The sequence below is a fragment of the Streptomyces sp. NBC_01210 genome (genome assembly GCF_036010325.1).
Lineage (GTDB): Bacteria > Actinomycetota > Actinomycetes > Streptomycetales > Streptomycetaceae > Streptomyces.
The window spans coordinates 1,823,645-1,844,122 of sequence record NZ_CP108549.1 but is presented as its reverse complement, the minus strand read 5'-3'; the positions used below and the strand labels follow the sequence as shown (position 1 = coordinate 1,844,122).

17 protein-coding genes and 1 pseudogene are annotated in these 20,478 nt (G+C 69.4%); 12 read left to right on the top strand and 6 right to left on the bottom strand.

Going from position 1 to position 20,478, the window contains the following annotated elements; translation table 11 throughout:
- Window positions 1-143 precede the first annotated feature (143 nt).
- Window positions 144-929 (top strand): ferritin-like domain-containing protein, encoded by a 786-nt coding sequence (locus tag OG735_RS08260; RefSeq protein ID WP_327322467.1) that lies wholly within the window; start codon window positions 144-146, stop codon window positions 927-929.
- 18 nt (window positions 930-947) lie between these two features.
- Here the strand turns inward: OG735_RS08260 and corA are convergent, their stop codons facing one another.
- Entirely contained in the window at window positions 948-1,940 is a 993-nt protein-coding gene (gene corA, locus OG735_RS08255; protein ID WP_327322466.1) for a magnesium/cobalt transporter CorA, read from the bottom strand.
- A 59-nt stretch (window positions 1,941-1,999) separates the two neighbouring features.
- On the opposite strand from corA, the gene OG735_RS08250 reads away from it, so the two are divergent.
- The 5 genes from OG735_RS08250 to OG735_RS08230 all read left to right on the top strand — a co-directional run bounded on the left by OG735_RS08250 (window position 2,000) and on the right by OG735_RS08230 (window position 8,759).
- The gene (locus OG735_RS08250) at window positions 2,000-2,686 is read left to right on the top strand and encodes a histidine phosphatase family protein (protein ID WP_327322465.1); all 687 of its coding nucleotides are present in this window, start codon (window positions 2,000-2,002) and stop codon (window positions 2,684-2,686) included.
- 109 nt (window positions 2,687-2,795) lie between these two features.
- Window positions 2,796-3,386: a DUF3090 domain-containing protein gene (locus OG735_RS08245; RefSeq protein WP_327322464.1), complete on the top strand. Its 591-nt coding sequence runs from the start codon at window positions 2,796-2,798 to the stop codon at window positions 3,384-3,386.
- Window positions 3,350-4,180: an SCO1664 family protein gene (locus OG735_RS08240; RefSeq protein WP_327322463.1), complete on the top strand. Its 831-nt coding sequence runs from the start codon at window positions 3,350-3,352 to the stop codon at window positions 4,178-4,180. Before OG735_RS08245 ends, OG735_RS08240 begins: the two co-directional genes overlap by 37 nt.
- A 211-nt stretch (window positions 4,181-4,391) precedes the next feature.
- The gene (mshC, locus tag OG735_RS08235) at window positions 4,392-5,621 is read left to right on the top strand and encodes a cysteine--1-D-myo-inosityl 2-amino-2-deoxy-alpha-D-glucopyranoside ligase (protein ID WP_327322462.1); all 1,230 of its coding nucleotides are present in this window, start codon (window positions 4,392-4,394) and stop codon (window positions 5,619-5,621) included.
- A 93-nt stretch (window positions 5,622-5,714) separates the two neighbouring features.
- Window positions 5,715-8,759 carry an NPCBM/NEW2 domain-containing protein gene (locus tag OG735_RS08230; RefSeq protein WP_327322461.1) on the top strand — a complete coding sequence of 1,015 codons (3,045 nt, stop codon included), beginning with the start codon at window positions 5,715-5,717 and terminating at the stop codon, window positions 8,757-8,759.
- Window positions 8,760-8,839: 80 nt separating this feature from the next.
- Here OG735_RS08230 and OG735_RS08225 read toward each other — a convergent pair whose 3' ends face one another.
- Window positions 8,840-9,364: a hypothetical protein gene (locus OG735_RS08225; RefSeq protein ID WP_327322460.1), complete on the bottom strand. Its 525-nt coding sequence runs from the start codon at window positions 9,362-9,364 to the stop codon at window positions 8,840-8,842.
- Between the two features lie 24 nt (window positions 9,365-9,388).
- Window positions 9,389-11,164 carry a S8 family peptidase gene (locus tag OG735_RS08220; RefSeq protein ID WP_327322459.1) on the bottom strand — a complete coding sequence of 592 codons (1,776 nt, stop codon included), beginning with the start codon at window positions 11,162-11,164 and terminating at the stop codon, window positions 9,389-9,391.
- Window positions 11,165-11,436: 272 nt separating this feature from the next.
- On the opposite strand from OG735_RS08220, the gene OG735_RS08215 reads away from it, so the two are divergent.
- The gene (locus tag OG735_RS08215; RefSeq protein ID WP_327322458.1) at window positions 11,437-12,423 is read left to right on the top strand and encodes a superoxide dismutase; all 987 of its coding nucleotides are present in this window, start codon (window positions 11,437-11,439) and stop codon (window positions 12,421-12,423) included.
- Window positions 12,424-12,503: 80 nt separating this feature from the next.
- Here the strand turns inward: OG735_RS08215 and OG735_RS08210 are convergent, their stop codons facing one another.
- Complete coding sequence (locus tag OG735_RS08210) at window positions 12,504-13,556, bottom strand: PAC2 family protein (RefSeq protein ID WP_327322457.1); 1,053 nt, start codon at window positions 13,554-13,556, stop codon at window positions 12,504-12,506.
- Between the two features lie 262 nt (window positions 13,557-13,818).
- Between OG735_RS08210 and OG735_RS08205 the strand changes: the two genes are divergently transcribed.
- From OG735_RS08205 to OG735_RS08185, 5 genes are read left to right on the top strand one after another with little or no spacing between them, the layout of a single operon-like run.
- Complete coding sequence (locus tag OG735_RS08205) at window positions 13,819-15,138, top strand: enolase C-terminal domain-like protein (protein ID WP_327322456.1); 1,320 nt, start codon at window positions 13,819-13,821, stop codon at window positions 15,136-15,138.
- Window positions 15,135-15,920, top strand: coding sequence for an SDR family NAD(P)-dependent oxidoreductase (locus tag OG735_RS08200; protein WP_327322455.1), 786 nt, complete (start codon window positions 15,135-15,137; stop codon window positions 15,918-15,920). Before OG735_RS08205 ends, OG735_RS08200 begins: the two co-directional genes overlap by 4 nt.
- A 25-nt stretch (window positions 15,921-15,945) precedes the next feature.
- On the top strand, window positions 15,946-16,983 hold the full coding sequence (locus OG735_RS08195) for a sugar ABC transporter substrate-binding protein (protein WP_327322454.1): 1,038 nt from the start codon (window positions 15,946-15,948) through the stop codon (window positions 16,981-16,983).
- A 2-nt stretch (window positions 16,984-16,985) separates the two neighbouring features.
- Complete coding sequence (locus tag OG735_RS08190) at window positions 16,986-18,497, top strand: sugar ABC transporter ATP-binding protein (RefSeq protein WP_327322453.1); 1,512 nt, start codon at window positions 16,986-16,988, stop codon at window positions 18,495-18,497.
- Window positions 18,494-19,522, top strand: a complete 1,029-nt coding sequence (locus OG735_RS08185; RefSeq protein ID WP_327322452.1) for an ABC transporter permease — start codon at window positions 18,494-18,496, stop codon at window positions 19,520-19,522. Before OG735_RS08190 ends, OG735_RS08185 begins: the two co-directional genes overlap by 4 nt.
- A 92-nt stretch (window positions 19,523-19,614) precedes the next feature.
- Here OG735_RS08185 and OG735_RS08180 read toward each other — a convergent pair whose 3' ends face one another.
- Entirely contained in the window at window positions 19,615-20,286 is a 672-nt protein-coding gene (locus OG735_RS08180; protein WP_327322451.1) for a FadR/GntR family transcriptional regulator, read from the bottom strand.
- A gap of 35 nt (window positions 20,287-20,321) precedes the next feature.
- Window positions 20,322-20,453 (bottom strand): annotated as a pseudogene (locus OG735_RS08175) (LLM class flavin-dependent oxidoreductase); the annotation flags it as partial.
- Between the last annotated feature and the right edge of the window lie 25 nt (window positions 20,454-20,478).

The window sequence follows — 20,478 nt, the reverse complement described above, 5'->3', positions numbered from 1 at the left end:
AACGTGCGAAAGCCGGTCCTGGTTACTGCCGTGCGGTTCCCTGTCGTCCACCGTTCGGCGCAGTTGTGCCGCTCACCTGTTGCCTCGCCTCCCGCGCCGCATTTGACTTGTTCTTTGCGGACGCTCTCACGGAGGTGGAAGTGATGCTCTCGGCGCGAAGTCTCTTCCAGGAAATCATCGACGACGATGATGCCTTCCAGCTCTTCTGCTCGATCGCCGCCAGCGGTGAGGCACAGGGCGGCTGGGAGAACGGCCGTATCGCCGCCCTGGTGCCCGCGAGCATGCGGGGCCTCGCGCCCAAGATCACCCGGCACGGCGCCGACGAGGACAAGCACGGCAGGCTGTTCCATGCCCTGCTCAGGAAGCGGGAGCTCGCTCCGGTCGACGTCCCGCCCGAGACCGACTACACGATGCTGCTCGAGAAGCGGGGCGTCGGCCTCACCCACGCGAAGCTGCGCCGCGAAGAGCCGCTGAGCGAACAGGACATCGTCGTCTATCTCTCGCACAGCAGGGTCACCGAACAGCGGGCCGCCGACCAGATGGTCATGCTGGTGAGGTACTTCGGCGATCACCCCGAACTCGGCAGGGCGATCAGAATGATCTGCGACGACGAGGACAACCATCTGGCGTACTGCCACGAGGAGTTGCTCCGCCTCGCCGCCGAGGGACACGGCCGTACGATCCAGGGGGTGCTGCGCGAGAGCGCCCTCGCCGAGATCAAGGTCTACCGCGATGTCAGTCTTGCCGTGATGGGCCATATGGGACGTCTGCTGCACTGGCCCCATGCCAAGTCGGCCGCGCTGGCCGCGGGCATCCACGCCATGTACGCGTACGAGAGGCTCGGCGGCTGGCACCGGATGGTCAGCCTGAAGATGCCGCAGCGTCGCGGCGCACTCGACGGACCGCCCACCGCTGCGCCCGCCTTCTAGCGCCCCAGCCGCAGAGCATTACAGCCAGCCGCGACGCTTGAACAGCTTGAACAGCCCGTACACCGCCCCGGCCATGAACAGCAGCACCGCCGGATACGCCCACACCAACCGCAGCTCCGGCATGTGCTCGAAATTCATGCCGTAGATGCCCGCGACCATCGTGGGAACTGCGACCATGGCCGCCCACGCCGAGATCTTGCGCATATCGTCGTTCTGCCGCACGCCCATCTGCGCGAGATGGGCGGACAGGACGTCCGACAGCAGCCGGTCCAACCCATCCACCTGCTCGTTCACTCGGGTCAGATGGTCGCTGACGTCCCGGAAGAAGGGCTGTGAGTGCTGATGGACGAACGGCACGCCCGCGCTCGCAAGACGGGATATCGGAGCCACCAGCGGCGCGGCGGCGCGGCGGAACTCCAGCACCTGCCGCTTGAAGGTGTAGATCCGTACCGCGCTGTTGCGCGTGGCGCCGCCGACGGGTGCGAAGACTTCGGTCTCCAACTCCTCCAGGTCCACCTGGAGCTCACCGACGACATCGATGTAATGGTCGACGACCGCGTCACTGATCGCGTACAGCACCGCCGTCGGGCCGTGCTTGAGAACCTCGGGATCGGCCTCCAGACGCTGCCGTACGGCGTGCAACGGCGAGCTCTCACCGTGCCGCACCGTCACCACGAACGAGTCGCCGATGAAGACCATCAGCTCGTCGGTGGAGACGGCGTCGCTCTTCGGCTCGTACACCACCGGCTTGAGAACCATGAACAGCGAATCGTCGTACACCTCGAGCTTGGGGCGCTGATGAGCGTTGAGCGCGTCCTCCACCGCCAGCGGATGCAGCCCGAACTCCGCCGAGACGTGGGCGAACTCCTTCTCGGTCGGTTCGTAGAGCCCGATCCACAGAAAGGCGTCGCCGGTGGCCCGTGCCTCGGCCAGAGCATCGGAAAGGTCGGGCGGGCCCTTCGTTCGGCGCCCGTCGCGGTAGATGGCACAGTCCACGATCACGGCGTGCATTCTTCCCTGCCTGCGGCCCGGACGCACCCCCGGGCGCCGGGCCGCCTAGGCTGACGGGCATGGCCACGCTGATCCTCGTACGCCACGGACGCTCCACCGCCAACACCGCGGGGGTGCTCGCAGGCTGGACGCCGGGCGTCTCCCTCGACGAGCGCGGTGCGGCGCAGGCAGCCGCGCTGCCGGAGCGACTCGCCGCCGTGCCGCTCGCCGCGGCCGTCTCCAGCCCGCTGGAGCGCTGCCTGCAGACGCTGCGACCGCTGCTGGACGCCCGGCCAGGTCTTGAGCTGCACACCGACGAACGGATCGGCGAGTGCCACTACGGCGACTGGTCCGGGCGCAAGCTCGCGGAGCTCGCCGACGAGCCGCTGATGGAGGTCGTGCAGCAGCATCCGTCCGCGGCGGCGTTCCCGGGCGGCGAGTCGATGCGGGACATGCAGGCGCGTGCCGTCGACGCCGTACGCGACTGGAACGCGCGTGTCGACGCCGCGCACGGCGAGGACGCTGCCTATGTGATGTGCTCGCACGGAGACCTCATCAAGTCCCTGGTGGCCGATGCCCTTGGTATGCATCTCGATCTTTTCCAGCGGATCCATGTGGAGCCGTGTTCCGTGACGGCGATCCGTTACACCCGCACTCGCCCGTTTCTTCTGCGCCTCGGTGACACCGGGGACTTCGGCTCGCTGGCGCCGCGCGAGAACGGCGGTGGCGGGGCCGCGGTCGTCGGAGGCGGCGCGGGCGCACCGTGATCGCCGCGCGCAGTAGGGTGGACGGGCCGAAAACCCGTATGCCCGCTCGATAGCCGTCCGAAGTCGTACGACAGTCGTCGATACCGACCGATCCCAAGGGAGACAGAACGTGTCCCGTCAGGTGTTCCTCTACGACCCGCCGGACCGCTTCGTGGCCGGTACGGTCGGGCTGCCTGGACGCCGTACGTTCTTCCTGCAGGCTTCCTCAGTGGGGCGCACCACCAGCGTCGCCCTGGAGAAGACCCAGGTGGCCGCACTCGCCGAGCGGATCGACGAGCTGCTGGACGAGGTCGTGCGCCGGACCGGGGGCAATGCGCCGGTGCCGGCCGTCGCGCCCGCCGACGTCGCGGACACCGCGCCGCTCGACGCGCCTGTGGAGGAGGAGTTCCGGGTCGGCACGATGGCGCTGGCCTGGGACGGCGAGGAACAGCGCATGATCGTCGAGGCGCAGGCGCTGGTGGAGCTGGACGCGGACTCCGAGGAGGACCTCGCGGAGGCCGAGGAGCGGCTGCTGCAGGACGAGGAGAACGGTCCGCCGATGCTTCGTGTCCGGCTGACCGGAGCGCAGGCCAGGGCCTTCGCCAAACGCGCGCTGGACGTGGTGAACGCCGGCCGGCCGCCGTGCCCGCTGTGCAGCCTGCCGCTCGATCCGGAAGGACACGTATGCCCGCGCCAGAACGGATACCGCCGGGGCGCGTGAGCTCGGGGGACCTGCGCACCCTGCTGACCAAGGGCGAGCTCACCGTCCGCGGACGGATCCGTGAGGCGTCCAACGCGGTGCTGTACTGCTCCGTCTCGTACGAGGGCGAAGAGGCGCACTGCGTCTACAAGCCGGTCGCCGGGGAGCGGCCGCTGTGGGACTTCCCGGACGGGACGCTGGCGCAGCGCGAGGTGGCGGCGTACGAGCTCTCCGAGGCAACCGGGTGGGGCCTGGTGCCGACGACGGTCCTGCGGGAGGGCCCGTACGGCGAGGGCATGGTCCAGCTCTGGATCGAGGCGGACCCCTCGGCGTCCTCCCTGCTGGCCCTGGTCGAGGACGAGGAGCCGGGCGAGGGCTGGAAGGCGGTGGGCTTCGCGGAGGTGGGCGAGGGCCGCACGGCCCTGCTGGTCCACGCGGACGATGTGCGGCTGCGGCGGCTGGCGGTGCTGGACGCGGTGATCAACAACGGTGACCGCAAGGGCGGGCATCTGCTGCCGACGGCTGACGGCGGGCTGTACGCGATCGACCACGGGGTCACGTTCAACGTGGAGGACAAGCTGCGGACGCTGCTGTGGGGGTGGGCGGGGGAGCGGCTTCCGTCGGAGGCGACGCAGGCGCTGGCGGGGCTGGCGGCGGCCCTGGCCGAGGGCGAACCGCTCGCCACCCGTCTGGCGGAACTGCTGACGGCGGCGGAGGTGGAGGCGCTGCGGGGCAGGGTGACGGAGCTGAAGGAGTCGGGGCGGCATCCGGGGCCGTCGGGGGAGTGGCCGGCGATTCCGTGGCCACCGGTGTGAGGTGGGGGGTGTTCCCCTGACCCGCCCCTTCCCGAAACCGGGGGCAGGCCCCGGACCCCGGGGGAGACGTGGGGGTGACGGTCCCCACACCCCCGGAGCGTGGCGCCGCAGGGGCAGAGGACCACAGGACAAGACCGGGCACCCGGGCGCCGATCCCGAGCGCGGCCACCCGCACTCGTATGCGGAACACCCGTCCGGTTAGGCTCATGACATGCATGCCTGGCCCGCTTCTGAGGTCCCCGCCCTGCCTGGCAAGGGCCGCGACCTACGGATCCACTCCACCGCGACCAATGGTCCAGTGACCCTCGACCCCGGTCCCGTCGCCCGTATCTACGTCTGCGGCATCACACCGTACGACGCGACCCACTTGGGTCACGCGGCGACCTACAACGCGTTCGACCTCGTTCAGCGCGTGTGGCTCGACACCAAGCGGCAGGTTCACTACGTCCAGAACGTGACCGACGTCGACGACCCACTCCTCGAGCGGGCGATCCGCGACGGGCACGATTGGACCGAGCTCGCCGAGCGGGAGACCGCGCTCTTCCGCGAGGACATGACCGCTCTCCGGATGCTTCCGCCGCAGCACTACATCGGCGCCGTCGAGGCGATACCGGGCATCGTGCCCCTCGTCGAGCGGCTCCGGGACGCCGGTGCCGCCTACGAGCTCGAAGGCGACGTGTACTTCTCCGTGGAGGCCGACCCGCACTTCGGGGAGGTGTCCCGCCTCGACGCCGACGCCATGCGGCTGCTCTCCGCCGAGCGCGGCGGCGACCCCGACCGGCCCGGCAAGAAGAACCCGCTCGACCCGATGCTCTGGATGGCCGCCCGTGAGGGCGAGCCAAGCTGGGACGGTGCCACCCTCGGCCGTGGCCGGCCCGGCTGGCACATCGAGTGCGTGGCCATCGCCCTGGACCACCTCGGCATGGGCTTCGATGTGCAGGGCGGCGGCTCCGATCTCGCCTTCCCGCACCACGAGATGGGTGCCTCGCACGCGCAGTCGCTCACCGGTGAGTACCCCTTCGCGAAGGCGTACGTCCACGCGGGCATGGTCGCACTCGACGGCGAGAAGATGTCCAAGTCCAAGGGCAACCTCGTCTTCGTCTCCAAGCTGAGGCGCGACGGCGTGGACCCGGCGGCGATCCGGCTGGCGCTCCTCTCGCACCACTACCGGACCGACTGGGAGTGGACCGACGCCGTACTCGACGAGGCGGTGGCGCGGCTCGGCCGCTGGCGCGCTGCCGTCTCGCGTCCCGACGGGCCGTCCGCCGACGCCCTCGTCGAGGAGATCCGCGACGCCCTCGCGAACGACCTCGACGCCCCCGCCGCGCTCGTCGCCGTCGACCGCTGGGCCGCGCTCCAGCAGTCCGAAGGCGGTACGGACGAGGGCGCGCCCGGTCTCGTCTCCCGCGCTGTCGACGCCCTCCTCGGCGTAGCCCTGTAAGCCCCTCCGGCCGCTCCTGGGCGTGCGATAAGTCCAGGAGCGGCCGGACACAAGTCCATGGTCGTGTATGTGCCGACGCGCTACACACACGCCATGAGATCTCCAACACGGTTCAGATCAGCGGTCGTTGCCGCTCTGCTCGGTCTGTTCGCCGCCTTTGTGCCATCGGTCACGGGCGCGCACGCCGAACCGGCCGACACGACGGTCGGTGACATCACCGGCTTCGCTCACGACGGAGCCGTATACCGGTTCACCGCCGGCGACGCCGCCGCCCGCGTCAGCTTCGTCTCCGCCGAGACCTTCCGTATCGAACTCGCCCCGGACGGCGCCTTCACCGACCCGACAGGCACGGACATCGTTCTGCCGCAGAGCGCGCCGCCCGCCACCCACTGGCGCGACAAGGGCGACCGCTACGAGCTGAGCACCTCCAGGGTCACCCTGCGCGCCTACAAGACGCCCCTGCGCTTCGCCCTCCACCGCGCCGACGGCACCCCGCTCTGGGCCGAGACCAAGGGCCTGACCTGGAACCGGGACAGGACCACACAGACCCTCGCCCGCGGCGCCGACGAGCAGTACTACGGCGCCGGAATGCAGAACGGCCGCGGCAACACCTCGCACCGTGGCAAGACCGTCGAGGTCGGCGTCGACTACAACTGGAACGACGGCGGACACCCCAACTCCGTCCCGTTCTACCTCTCTTCCGCTGGATACGGCGTCTATCGCAATACGTACGCCCCCAACACGTACGTCTTCGGCGAGCCGGTCACCACCACCGCCAAGGAACAGCGCTTCGACGCCTACTACTTCGCGGGCCCGAGCACCAAGGACGTCATCGGCCAGTACACCCGGCTGACCGGCAAACCCTTCCTGCCACCCGTCTACGGCCTCGAGATCGGCGACGCCGACTGCTATCTGCACAACGCCAACCGCGGCGAGCGGCACACCCTCGACTCCCTCAAGGTCGCCGACGGGTATGTCCAGAACGACATGCCCAACGGGTGGATGCTCATCAACGACGGCTATGGGTGCGGATACGAGAACCTCGCCGAGACCGCCAAGGGGCTCCAGGACCGCAGGATGCAGATGGGCCTGTGGACCGAGGACGGCATCGGCAAGCTCGGCGACCAGGTCAAGGCCGGCCAGCGCGTCGCGAAACTGGACGTCGCCTGGGTCGGCGACGGATACAAGTTCGCGCTGGACGGCTGCAAGGACGCCCACCGGGGCATCGAGGAGAACAGCGACGCCCGCGGCTTCACCTGGGCGCCGGAGAGCTGGTCGGGCGCGCAGCGCTGCGGAGTCCAGTGGTCCGGCGACCAGTCCGGGAGCTGGGAGTACATCCGCTGGCAGATCCCGACCTACGCGGGCGCGAGCATGTCCGGACTCGCCTACACCACCGGCGACGTGGACGGAATCTTCGGCGGCAGCCCCAAGACGTACGCCCGTGATCTGCAGTGGAAGATGTTCCTGCCGGTGACGATGACCATGGACGGCTGGGCGGCGAACGACAAGCAGCCCTTCCGGTACGGAGAGCCGTACACCTCGGTCAACCGCAGCTACCTCAAGCTGCATGAGTCGCTGCTGCCGTACATCTACTCCCACGCACATGAGGCGACGAAGACGGGCGTCGGGCTAGCCAGGCCGCTCGTGCTGGAGTATCCGAACGACCTCGAAGCGGCGACGGACGCGGCCAAGTACGAGTTCCTCAGCGGTGCGGACTTCCTTGTCGCGCCCGTCTACCAGGACGCCGTCGAGCGCGACGGGATCTACCTGCCGAAGGGGACCTGGATCGACTACTGGAGCGGGCGGACCTACGAAGGACCGGTCACCGTCGACGACTACAGCGCGCCGCTCGACACGCTGCCGCTGTTCGTGAAGGCGGGGGCCACCGTCCCGATGTGGCCGGGCATCCGCTCGTACGCCGACCGCACCGCGGCCTCCCCGCTCGCCTGGGACATCTATCCGCAGGGCACGTCCTCCTTCACGCTGTACGAGGACGACGGCGTCACGCGGCAGCACCGCAGCGGCAAGTACGCCACCCAGCGCGCCGACGTCCAGGCGCCACGGCGCGGAGCGGGCGATGTGACCGTCCGGATCGGCGCGAGCAAGGGCGAGTTCACGGGCAGGCAGTCCACGCGTCCGTACACCTTCAGCGTGCACACCGGGGACGCGCCGAGCACGGTCGGGCTCAACGGGCGCAGGCTGCCGCGGCAGACCTCGAAGGCGGCCTACGCGAAGGCCGCGCAGGGCTGGTGGTACGACCAGGACGATCGCGGCGGTGTGGTGCACGTCAAGACGCCGTCGCTGCGCACCGACCGTGGCTTCGAGCTGAAGCTCGAGGACACCAGCGCGGTCGGCGGTACGACTCCGGGCGCGGCCGCGACTGTCTCCGTCCCGGCAGCTCAGGAGCTCGGCGCCGGTTCGCCGGGCACGGTCGCCGTCGATGTCACGGCGGGCGGCCGGGACGCGACCGGCGTCCAGGTCTCGCTGGAGGCGCCGGCGGGCTGGCAGATCACCCCGGCGCAGGTTGTGGACCGGATCCCGGCCGGGACGACGAAGCGCGTCGAGGTGGCCGTCGTCCCGGCCGCGGACGCCAAGCCGGGCGAGGCGACGCTGACCGCGACGGCACGTCACCGGTCGGCGGGCGTGGACCGTACCGCAGGACAGCGGTTCGCGGTCGGGGTGATGCCGCCACCGCCGGCCGGCGACGCCTGGGCCAGTGACCTGGTGTGGCTGACATCGGCGAACGGCTACGGGCCGGCGGAACGTGACCGCAGCAACGGCGAGTCGGGAGCGGCCGACGGACACCCGCTCACGCTGGCCGGCAAGCCGTACGAAAAGGGGATCGGCACCCACGCCGACTCCGATATCGAGGTCTATCTCGGCGGCCGCTGCACGGCGCTGACCGCGGATGTCGGAATCGACGACGAGATCAACGGCTATGGGGAGGTGGCCTTCTCGGTCGAGGCGGACGGAAAGGTGCTGTGGACCTCGCCCAAGGTGACCGGGGCCTCGGCGACCGTGCCCGTCGATGTCGCTCTGGACGGCGCACGCCATGTGCGGCTGAAGGTCACCGACACCAACGGGTCGAAGACGGGCGATCACGGGGACTGGGGCGCCGCGCGCTTCAACTGCGTATGAAGCCTGAAGCCTGAAGCCTGAGGCACAGGTAAGGGCGCCGGGCGGGCCGCTGCCCACCCGGCGCCCTCTGAGCCGACGTGCTACTTGTTCACCACGATCGCCGCGAGCACACCGGCGTTGTTGGTGTCCCAGAACCCGATGACCTGCTGCCCGAAGGCGAACGCCTCCTGGACCTCGTCATGCGTGATCTGGTTCGGGTTCACCAGCTGACGCCAGGCGCCCTGGATGAACAGGTAGAGGATGACCGGCTGGCCGGGCAGGGGCGTCACGACGTCCCAGAAGTGCTCGGCCACACCACTGGTGATGGCCTGGCTGTCGATCGCGCTCGGCAGGATCAGCGGCTGGCCCTGGCCCTGCTGCTGGCTCTGCTGCTGGCTCTGCTGGCCGAGCTGCTGGAGCAGCTGCTGGTAGGGCTGCTGCTGGCCGAGCTGCTGCAGCTGCTGGAGCGGCTGCTGGCTCATCTGCTGACCCTGCGGGGGCGGAGAGGTGCTTGCGCCCTGCAGCCGGCCGAACGGCTGCTGCTGCCCGTGCTGCTGCTGCGCGTACTGCTGCTGGCCGTACTGCTGACTCATGGAGCTGGGGTTCATCTGCGGGGTGGTGCTCATGCGATGTTCACCTTCCCTTTCGATTCATCCGGCGACGACCAGGCCCACGACCTCGTCGTCCGAGTACCAGACGCGTACGTCCGGCCGGCCCCCCGCGAAGGCGGCATGTACCGCCTGGCGGACTTCAGGGGCGGGGTGGTTGAGGTTGCGCCACGCGCCGGCCGCGAACAGCCTCAGGCGCGGCGGAAGTTCACGCGGGTACGGCATCAGTTCGTCCCAGTACCGCTCTGCCTGTCCCGAGCCGACCGACGACGGCACCAGCTCGGTGACCGCAGCCTTGATGTCGGGGCGGTTGCCGATCCGCTGCGAGGCCGGGCGCCCCGGAGCGTCCTGCTGCGGCGAACCGGTCCTGCGCAGCACCTCACGGGCCTGTTCGGGGCCCATCGGCGCGAGGTGCGCGGCCTTGAGGATGCCCTGCAGGGCTGCCAGGGCGCCGACCACCACCGGCGAGGCCGAGGAGGTGCCGGAGAAGGTGTCCGTGTACCAGGCGATCTCCTCCGCGCCGCCCTGCAGGTCACCCGCCCGGTCCCAGAAGCCGCCGGTCGTGGTGACCTCGCGGCCCCAGCCCTGGGCGTCCAGCCGCGCGCCGTAGTTGGAGAACGCCAGCCGCGAGCGGTCGGGACCGTGGTCGCGGCCGTGCGTCCCGGGCGGGGGAGCGCCCGCGCCGACGAGGACCGCACCGGAGGGCTGGTTCGACGGGTTGAAGGGGTTGCGCCACCACTCGGGGAACGCGTCCGGCCTGCGCTCGTACACCGCGTCGTCCAGGCTCTCGCCGCCGTTGCCGGCCGCCTCCACGACCAGGACGCCCTTCGACGTCGCCCAGCGGATCGCGGCGAAGTCGTCCGGCCACCACTCCAGCGCGATGTAGCCGCGCTGGTCGTCGCGGACCTCGTGGTCGAACCGCGGTCCCGGCCGGTGGAGTTCGATCAGGAGGAGGTCGCCGTGGGTGAGACGCTCGGCCGCGGCATGGATGGCCGCGGCGGAGCCGATGCCCTGGAACGACGCCGCCGCGGTCAGTGCCTCGGGAGCGATACCGGTGATCCCCTTCTCGTCGCGGTCGCCGCCGATGATGCCGAGGACCGCCGTGCCGTGGTTGCGCCATGCGATGTCCTGGACCGGATTGCCGACGACGATGCCGGCGAGCTTCTCCGCCAGGTCCTCATGGCTCAGCTGCCAGGCTCCTTCGACATCGACGACGGTGACGTTCTGTCCGGAGCCGCCCGGCCGCTGCCAGGCCCAGTACGCGTCCACGCCCTCGGGCGCGGGCGCCAAGTAGCCCTGGCGGCCGGTGAAGTCGGGTGTCGCGGGTGCGCCCTCCTTGAGCCGCTTGGCCTCTTCGGGCCGGGCTTTCGCCGTGCCGCCGTGGGGTGCCGTCCGAGCGGGTACGGCGCCTGGCTTGAGGTACGCCGTCTCGATCTCGGGGAGGGCGGCCAGCCGGGCGGTGAGCTCCTCGGACCGGTCCCCACCGCCCCGTACACGGTAGAAGAGCGAGAGGTCCGGCAGCGTGCCCCGGCCGCCGCCTGCCGGTCCCGCCGGCTGCGGAGGCAGAGCGGACCGGGTCCGCTCCTCACTGCCGAACACCGGTTCCAGCGCGAGCTGTTCGTCGCTCAGGAACATGTTCAGTGCGGAGATGTCCGCCCCGGAGGCCGACCGTACGCCTTGGGTGTCGGCGCGCAGCCGGGCCTCGGCCCGTGCGACGACGATCAGCTCCGGCTCGGCTCCTTGATAGGTGAATCCAGCTCCGTCGGGTCCAGGGCCCGCAGTTCCGGGGCCCTGACCTGGGAGTGCCTGATCGGTCATCGCTATGACCGCTCCCTTCGGGTGCCGTGCTCCTTGTCGTTCGTGGACTGTGCGTTGTCCGTGCTCGGTCTGCGTGGTGGCCACCCTGCTCCCTCCGCCGCAGCCCGTCCACCCTCCTTACGCGAAATACGTTTTAAATCAAGTTGAATGGGAACCCCGGGCAATTCGGCTGGAAGAAGATGTCACGCCACAATTCGGCCAAACACTGCGGAGAAGCCTGCCGTGTGCTGAGGTGAATGGGTCTGTAGAACACTTGTCGGAAGGACGACTCGATGCACCGTTCCTTCGCACGTCGAGGAGTGCTCGGAGCAGCCGCGGCCATGGCCGGCGCGGCACTCCTTGCCCCAGGGGAAGGCGTTGCCCGGGCGGCCGAATTAACCGGTACACGCCTGCCCACCCGTTTCCCGTTGCCGAACGGCTTCCAGCCCGAAGGGATCGCCATCGGACAGAGTCCGTATGCCTACTTCGGGTCGATAGCCACCGGCGATATCTACCGAGCGAGCCTGGCCACCGGCCGGGGAAGCGTCATCAGCCACGGTCTCGGAGTGGACCACCCCTCGATCGGACTCAAAATTGACCGGAGCGAGCGGCTGCTGTTCGTCTGTGGCGGTGTGAGCCGCGAGATCCGGGTCATCGAGGTCCGCTCGGGGAAGCTGCTGAAGACCTTCACCGTCGGCTCCGACGGCACCATGGTCAACGATGTGATCCTCACGCCGGGCGTCGCCTGGTTCACGGACTCGTTCAAACCGCAGATCTACCGCCTCCCGCTCGGCCGGCACGACGAGCCGGGCGACAGGGTGGCGACCGTCCCGCTGGGCGGCGACTGGGAACAGGGGCCCTCTTTCACGGCCAATGGCATCGAGCGCACACCGGACGGGCGCGCCCTGCTGTTGGTCAACACCGTGGTCGGCGGCGGCGGTCTGATGCGGGTCGATCCGCGTACCGGCATCGCGCGGCGAGTCGACATCGGAGCCACCCGACTCCCCAATGGCGACGGCCTGTTGCTGCTCGGCCGCACCCTTTATGTCGTACAGCAGGCGCAGAACGCCATCGATGTGCTGCGACTCAATGACTCGGGCACCCGCGGCACGGCTGTCGCGCGCATCACCGATCCGGAGCGCTTCAGAATTCCCACGACGGCGGCGGCCTGGGGCGAGCGGATCTATCTGCCCAACGCCCGCTTCGATGTGGAGCCGACACCCGACACGACGTACGACGCGGTCGCGGTGGACCAGGTCCGAGTACCTCAAGTCCTATGAGCACGACGTAAAGAACACGACGTAGACGTAAGGAGTGGGGCGGCGCCCACCGGCGCCGCCCCACTCTTCAGTCAGAGGTTTCAGTCCTCCGAGGAATCTTCCTCGCCACCGGATTCCGGCTCGGTTTCCGCTTCGGCCTCGGTGCCCGATCCGGTTCCAGGTTCGCTCCCGGTCCCGGTCCCGGCTTCGGTCTCCGCCTCCGCACGCGGTGGCATCGGCGGCCGGGTGCGCCCGCTGGAGGTGTCGCGCAGATACGAACTGGCCTCGCCCCCGTCGGTCGCATGCCCGGGACCCCCGTCGCGCCGCCGCAGATACCGCTCGAACTCGCGGGCGATGGCCTCGCCCGTAGCCTCGGGAAGCTCCGCCGTGTCCCGTGCCTCCTCCAGTGTCTGGACGTACTCCGCAACTTCGCTGTCCTCGGCGGCCAGTTGATCCACGCCCAGCTGCCAGGCCCGTGCGTCCTCGGGCAGTTCGCCCAGCGGGATACGGAGGCCGATGAGGTCCTCAAGACGGTTCAGCAGCGCCAGCGTCGCCTTGGGGTTGGGCGGCTGCGACACATAGTGCGGCACCGCGGCCCACAGACTCACCGCCGGCACCCCCGCATGCGTGCACGCCTCCTGGAGAATGCCGACGATGCCGGTCGGCCCCTCGTACCTGGTCTCCTCCAGATCCATGGTTCTGGCCAGATCCGGGTCCGAGGTGATCCCGCTGACCGGTACCGGCCGGGTGTGCGGGGTGTCGCCGAGCAGCGCGCCCAGAATCACCACCATCTCGACGCCCAGCTCATGGGCGAAGCCCAGGATCTCGTTGCAGAACGAGCGCCAGCGCATGGATGGCTCGATGCCACGGACCAGCACCAGGTCGCGCGGTTTCTCGCCGCCGATGCGGACCACGGAGAGCCGGGTTGTGGGCCAGGTGATCTTCCGTACCCCGCCGTCCAGCCACACCGTCGGCCGGTTGACCTGGAAGTCGTAGTAGTCCTCGGCGTCGAGCGCCGCGAAGACCTCGCCCTTCCATTCCCGGTCCAGGTGTGCGACCGCGGTGGAGGCGGCGTCGCCGGCGTCGTTCCAGCCCTCGAACGCGGCCACCATGACCGGGTCGATCAGCTCGGGTACCCCCTCGAGCTCGATCACCCAGTGCCTCCTTCCGAAGTTCCTTGTCTACGCCCCAACCTTACGGCTTACGGGGCACCTCGCCGCAGCCCCCTGGCACGGCCGGGTGAACTTCCGCTCGATAGGGCATACGTCGGAGAGTCAGACGTCCGGTAGCCGATTCATCCGAGCTGTGTCCGAGAAATTTCGTCCCTGCCCTGGACGTTGCCGCGTGGACGGCGCTATACATCGGATGACCAAGAGGTCCGATGTTCTCCGATGTTCGTCTCGCGGGGGTGCGTGCATGAGTCAGACCGTCACGGAGTTCGAGGTCCACGACATCCGCTTTCCCACCTCGGAACAGCTCCACGGCTCGGACGCCATGAACCCGGATCCCGACTACTCCGCCGCCTATGTGGTGATGCGCGCGACCGACGGGGCCGAGGGACACGGCTTCTGCTTCACCATCGGGCGCGGCAACGATGTCACCGCCGCGGCCATCGAAGCGCTGCGTCCCTATGTGGTCGGGCGCCCGGCGCCCCGTACCGCAGCCGACCTGGCCGCGCTCCACCACGACCTGACCCATGACTCACAGTTGCGCTGGCTCGGCCCGGAGAAGGGCGTGATGCATATGGCGGCCGGCGCGGTCGTCAACGCGGCCTGGGATCTGGCGGCGAAGCGCGCAGGCCGGCCGGTGTGGGAGTTTCTTGCCTCGATGTCGTCCGAGGAACTGGTCTCGCTCGTCGACTTCCGCTATCTGACCGATGTCCTGACCCGGGAGGAGGCGCTGGCCATCCTGCGGGCCGCGGAACCCGGCCGGGCCGAGCGGGCCGCGAACCTGCGGGAGAGCGGCTATCCCGCGTACACCACCTCGCCCGGCTGGCTCGGCTACTCGGACGAGAAGCTGGTGGCGCTGGCCAAGGAAGCGGTCGCCGACGGCTTCGGCCAGATCAAGCTGAAGGTCGGCGCGGACCTCGACGACGACATACGGCGGATGAAGCTGGCCCGCGCCGCTGTCGGCCCGTCCGTACGCATCGCCGTGGACGCCAACCAGCGCTGGGACGTTGCCGATGCCCTGCGCTGGATGACGGCACTCGCCCCGTACGAACCGCACTGGATCGAGGAGCCGACAAGCCCCGACGACATCCTCGGCCACGCCGCCGTCCGCGCCGGCCAGCCGGTCAAGGTCGCCACCGGCGAGCATGCCGCCAACCGCGTCGTCTTCAAACAGCTGCTGCAGGCCGGGGCCGTCGACTTCGTCCAGATCGACGCCGCGCGTGTCGCCGGTGTCAACGAGAACATCGCGATCCTGCTGCTCGCGGCCAAATACGGCGTCCCCGTCTGCCCGCACGCCGGTGGGGTAGGACTGTGCGAGCTCGTCCAGCATCTGGCCATGTTCGACTACGTCGCCGTCTCCGGCAGCTGGGAGGACCGGGTCATCGAGTACGTCGACCACCTCCACGAGCACTTCACCGACCCCGCCGTGATCGCCTCCGGACGCTATGTCGCACCGCGCGCACCGGGCTTCTCCGCCCGCATGCTCCCCGAGTCGATCGCCGCCCACCGCTATCCCGAGGGGCCCGTCTGGCAGGCCCGCCGCACCATCGAGGAGGTCAACTCATGAGCGGAGCAAGGGACTTCGAGGGACTGTCCGCGCTGGTGACCGGTGGTGCCTCGGGCATCGGCGCCGCCGTCGCGACACTGTTGCTCAGCCGCGGCGCCCAGGTCGCCGTACTCGACCGCGAGACGGCGGGAGCGCCGGACGGCGTCCTCGCCCTCAAGGCCGATGTCACCGACGACGCCGCGGTCCGCACGGCCGTCGACAGGGCCGCGGCGGAGTTCGGCGCCCTGCACACCGTCGTCTCCAACGCCGGTATCGGCGCCATCGGCACCGTCGCCGACAACGCCGACGAGGAATGGCAGCGCGTCCTCGACATCAATGTGCTCGGCATGGTGCGGGTAGCCCGTCACGCCCTGCCGCATCTGCGCCGCGCCGCCGCGGACCGCCCCGGCCATGTCTCCATCACCCAGACCTGTTCCATCGCAGCCACCGCAGGACTGCCCCAGCGCGCCCTGTACAGCGCCAGCAAGGGCGCGGTCCTCTCACTCACCCTCGCCATGGCCGCCGACCATGTCCGCGAAGGCATCCGCGTCAACTGCGTCAACCCCGGCACCGCCGACACCCCGTGGATCGGCCGTCTGCTCGACCGGGCCGCCGACCCCGCGGCCGAACGTGCCGCCCTCGAGGCCCGCCAGCCCACCGGACGGCTGGTCGCGGCGGACGAGGTCGCCGCCGCCATCGTTTATCTCGCCGGCCCCGCCGCGGCCGCCGTCACAGGCACGGCACTCGCCGTCGACGGCGGAATGCAGGGCCTGCGTCTGCGTCCCCCGAACCAAGCGCCCTGAGCCGACACCACCGAAGGACGGGACAATGAGAGTGCGTACGACAAGTGCCGTGGCCTGCACAGCACTTCTGGCCGTGACGGCCCTCGCGGGCTGCAACCGTGACTCGGGCACCGGGTCCGGCGGGGGCAAGGTGGGCATCGATCTGCCGCGCAGCGACAGCGACTTCTGGAACTCCTACCAGCAGTACATGGAGAAGGGCGTCAAGGACGGCGAGGTCGACGCGCTGTCCCTGACCAACTCCCAGAACGACATCGGAAAGCTGGTCGCCAACGTCCAGACCTTCACCGACCAGGGCGCCAAGGCCGTCGTCATGGCCCCGCAGGACACCGGCGCGATAGCCGAGTCGCTGCAGAGCCTTCAGGAGAAGAAGATCCCGGTCGTCAGCGTCGACACCCGGCCCGACAAGGGCAAGGTGTACATGGTGGTCCGGGCCGACAACCGCGCGTACGGCGAGAAGGCCTGCAAGTACCTCGGCGAGCAGCTGAAGGGCAAGGGCAAGGCCGTGGAGTTCCAGGGCGACCTGTCCTCCATCAACGGCCGGGACCGCTCGGAGGCCTTCAAGTCCTGTATGGCCAAGGACTTCCCCGGCATCAAGGTCTTCGAGCTCGCCACCGACTGGAAGGGCGATGTCGCGTCCGCCAAGCTCCAGTCCACGCTCGCCGCGCACCCCGACATCAACGGCATCTATATGCAGGCCGGCGGTGTGTTCCTGCAGCCCACACTCGCGCTGCTCGAGCAGAAGAAGCTGCTGAAGGCCCCCGGCACCCCGGGCCACATCACGATCATCTCCAACGACGGCATCCCGGAGGAGCTCGACGCCATCAAGGCCGGGAGGATCGACGCCACGGTCTCCCAGCCCGCCGATCTGTACGCCAAGTACGCGCTGTACTGGGCCAAGCAGGCGCTGGACGGAAAGACCCCCAAGGAGGGTCCGACCGACCATGAGTCCACGATCATCAAGATCCCGAACGGGTTCGAGGACCAGCTGCCCGCGCCACTGGTGACCAAGGAGAACGTCGACGACCCGAAGCTGTGGGCCAACCAGCTGGAGAAGAAGAGCTAGCCATGGAGCACCAGGCACCAGCCGCCGTACACGCGGCAGGCATCGTCAAGCGCTTCGGTCCGACCGTGGCGCTCGACGATGTACGCCTCACCGTCGCGCCCGGCGAGTCGCACGCGCTGGTCGGGCGCAACGGCGCGGGCAAGTCCACGCTGGTCAGCGTCCTCACCGGGTTGCACAGGCCGGACGCGGGCGAGGTGAGCTTCAACGGCGAGCCGGCGCCGGCCTTCGGGGACATGGCGGCCTGGCAGTCCAAGGTCGCCTGCGTCTACCAGAAGTCGATGGCCGTCCCTGATCTGACCGTCGCCGAGAACCTCTTTCTGAATCGCTTCGACGCCGGTAGCCGCTTCATCAGCTGGCGGCAGCTGCGGCGGCGCGCCGAGGAGCTCCTCGCCGGATACGGAGTGAGCGTCGACCCCAGGACCAGGGCGAAGGATCTCGCCGTCGAGCAGCGCCAGTTCGTGGAAATCGCCCGCGCCCTGTCCTTCGGCGCCCGGCTGATCGTCCTCGACGAACCGACCGCGCAGCTCGACGCCCGCGGAATCCAGCGGCTCTTCACCAAACTGCGCGAACTGCAGAGCCGGGGAGTGGCGTTCCTGTTCATCTCCCACCATCTGCAGGAGGTGTACGAACTGTGCACCGCCGTCACCGTCTACCGCGACGCCCGCCATGTCATCACCGCCCCGGTCGCGGAACTCTCCAAGGACGACCTGGTCACGGCCATGACGGGGGAGTCCACCGGCGGCCCGTCGACGTGGCACGCGCCCGTCGGCGCGGTCCGGGACGAGGAGCCGGTACTGCGTACCGAAGGCCTCACCGTGGAGGGCGAGTTCGAGCCGCTCGACCTGGAGGCGCGGCCCGGCGAGGTGCTGGGTCTTGCCGGGGCCGCGGCCAGCGGCAACACCGCCCTCGGTGAAACCCTGGTCGGTATGCGCAGGGCGAGCGCGGGACGGATCACCGTACGCGGCCGGGCCGTGAAGCCGGGCAGCGTCCCGCACGCGCTCGACGCCGGTATCGGTTACATCCCCGAGGACCGCCACCTCCAAGGGCTGGTCATCGGCCGCAGCGTCGCCGAGAACGCCACGCTCACCGTCACCGACCAGCTCGGCCCCTGGGGGACCGTACTGCCGTCTCGTACAAGGGAATTCGCCCAGTCCATGATCTCTTCGCTCGACATCAAGACGCAGGGACCGGAGCAGCCCGTCTCCGGCCTCTCGGGCGGCAATCAGCAGAAAGTCGTGGTCGCCCGCGCCCTGGCCCGTGGACCCAGCGCGCTGGTGGCGGTCCGGCCCACCGCGGGCGTCGATGTGAAGTCCAAGGACTCGCTGCTCTCAGTCGTACGACGGGTGGCGGACGAGGGCAGCGCGGCCGTGATCATCTCGGACGAGCTGGACGATCTGCGGGTGTGTGACCGGGTGCTCGCCCTCTTCCACGGGCGGGTGGTGGCGACGTTCGGCAGTGGGTGGACCGACCGCGAACTGGTCGCCGCCATGGAAGGTGTGGGGGAGCAGGAATGACCGGGACGATACGGCCGCTCACGGCCGACGAGCTCAAGACCGCGAGCCCGCGCAGCCGGCTGCGGCTGATCCGGTGGAGCGACTTCTCGCTGGTGCCGGTGATTCTGGTGCTGATGGTGATCGGTTTCATCGTCTCGCCGGTCTTCCTCACCTCGAACAACCTGATCAGCGTGGTCCAGCAGTCTTCCGAGCTCAGCCTGCTGGTCCTCGGCCAGGCGCTGATCCTGATCTGCGGCCGGATGGATCTGTCGCTGGAGTCGACGATCGGCATCGCGCCGGTCATCGCCATGTGGCTGGTCCTGCCGACGGAGGGCGGGCGCTTCGCGGGCCTGGAGCTGATGCCGGTCTGGACGGCGATCCCGCTCTGTCTGCTGGTCGGTACGGCGATCGGCGCGATCAACGGCTTTCTGATGCTGAAGCTGCGTGTCAACGGCTTCATCGCCACGCTCGGCATGCTCACCATGCTGCGTGGCCTTCACATCGGCATCACCGAGGGCAAGTCGATCACCGATGTTCCGGAGTCCTTCAGGTACTTGGGCAAGACCGACTGGCTCGGCGCGCCGGCCGCCGTGTGGATCTGTCTGGCACTCTTCGCGATCGGCGGCGCGGGACTGGCGTATCTGCGCCACGGGCGCGCGCTGTACGCGATCGGCGGCAACCCGGAGGCGGCCCGGGCGGCCGGTATTCGCGTCGACCGGATCACCTGGATCGTGCTGGCCGTCGGCGGCCTGCTCGCCGCCTTCGCCGGCATCCTCTACACTGGCCACTACGGCTCGGTCGCGGCCACCCAGGGCAACGGCTGGATCTTTCAGGTGTTCGCCGCGGCCGTGATCGGCGGGATCAGCCTCAAGGGCGGCCGCGGCACGCTCCTCGGCGCGCTGACCGGTGTGCTGACCCTCCAGCTGGTCGTCAATGTGATGACGCTGGGCGGAGTGCCGGCGCTGTGGAACCAGTTCCTGAACGGAGCGATCATCATTGTCGCGCTGGTGATCTCCCGCTTCGCGAGCGGGGAGAAGCAGGACTGACGGGGCGGGGCGGGGCCGCTGCGGGGGCTTGTTCCCGGGCGGATCAAGCCCCGCCGGCGATTGAGGCGTGGGGGTTCGGGGCGGAGCCCCCGCTACAGCGTTGACCTCAGCCACTGCTCCACGCTCGCGATATGCACCGTCGCCCACGACTTCGCCGCCTCCGCGTCGCGGTCGCGGAGGGCCGACAGGATCGCCCGGTGCTCGTGGAGCGTACGGCTGACCGCGTCCTCCTGCGTCAGCCCGCGCCAGACCCTCGCCCGGGTGGTCGGTCCGGAGAGCCCGTCCAGCAGTGAGCAGAGCACCGAATTGCCCGAGGTCTGGACGATGCCGCGGTGGAATTCCAGGTCGGCGGCGACCAGTTCCTCCACCGAGGGCTGCGGGCCGAGCGCGTCCAGCTGGGCGTTCAGTACGTCCAGTTCGCTCTCGCTGATCCGGGTGGCGGCCATCGCCGTGGCGGCCGGTTCCAGGATGCGGCGTACGGCCAGGAACTCCAGCACCGTGTCGTCCCGGTGGAAGTCCACGACGAAGCTCAGCGCCTCCAGCAGCAACTGCGGGTCCAGGCTGGTCACATAGGTGCCGTCACCCTGCCGTACATCCAGGATGCGGATCAGCGACAGCGCGCGTACCGCCTCCCGCAGTGAGTTGCGGGACAGCCCCAGCTCGGCGGCGAGTTCGCTCTCCTTGGGGAGGCGGTCGCCGGGGCGCAGCGCGCCCGAGACGATCATTCCCTTGATCTTCTCGATGGCCTCGTCGGTGACAGCCATGGGCGACCTCCAGACATCCGATGTATCGGCACCCATTATGCGTCCCAGAGGGTGGTCGGAACCTCCTTCCGTATGATCGGGGCGATCTCCTCGGAAAATCGATGCAGGGTTTCCATCTGTTCCGCCCGATCGAGCCCGAAACCGTCCACCGTGATCGACCGCAGATCAAGTAAGGGGCGGCCTCCAAGGAGG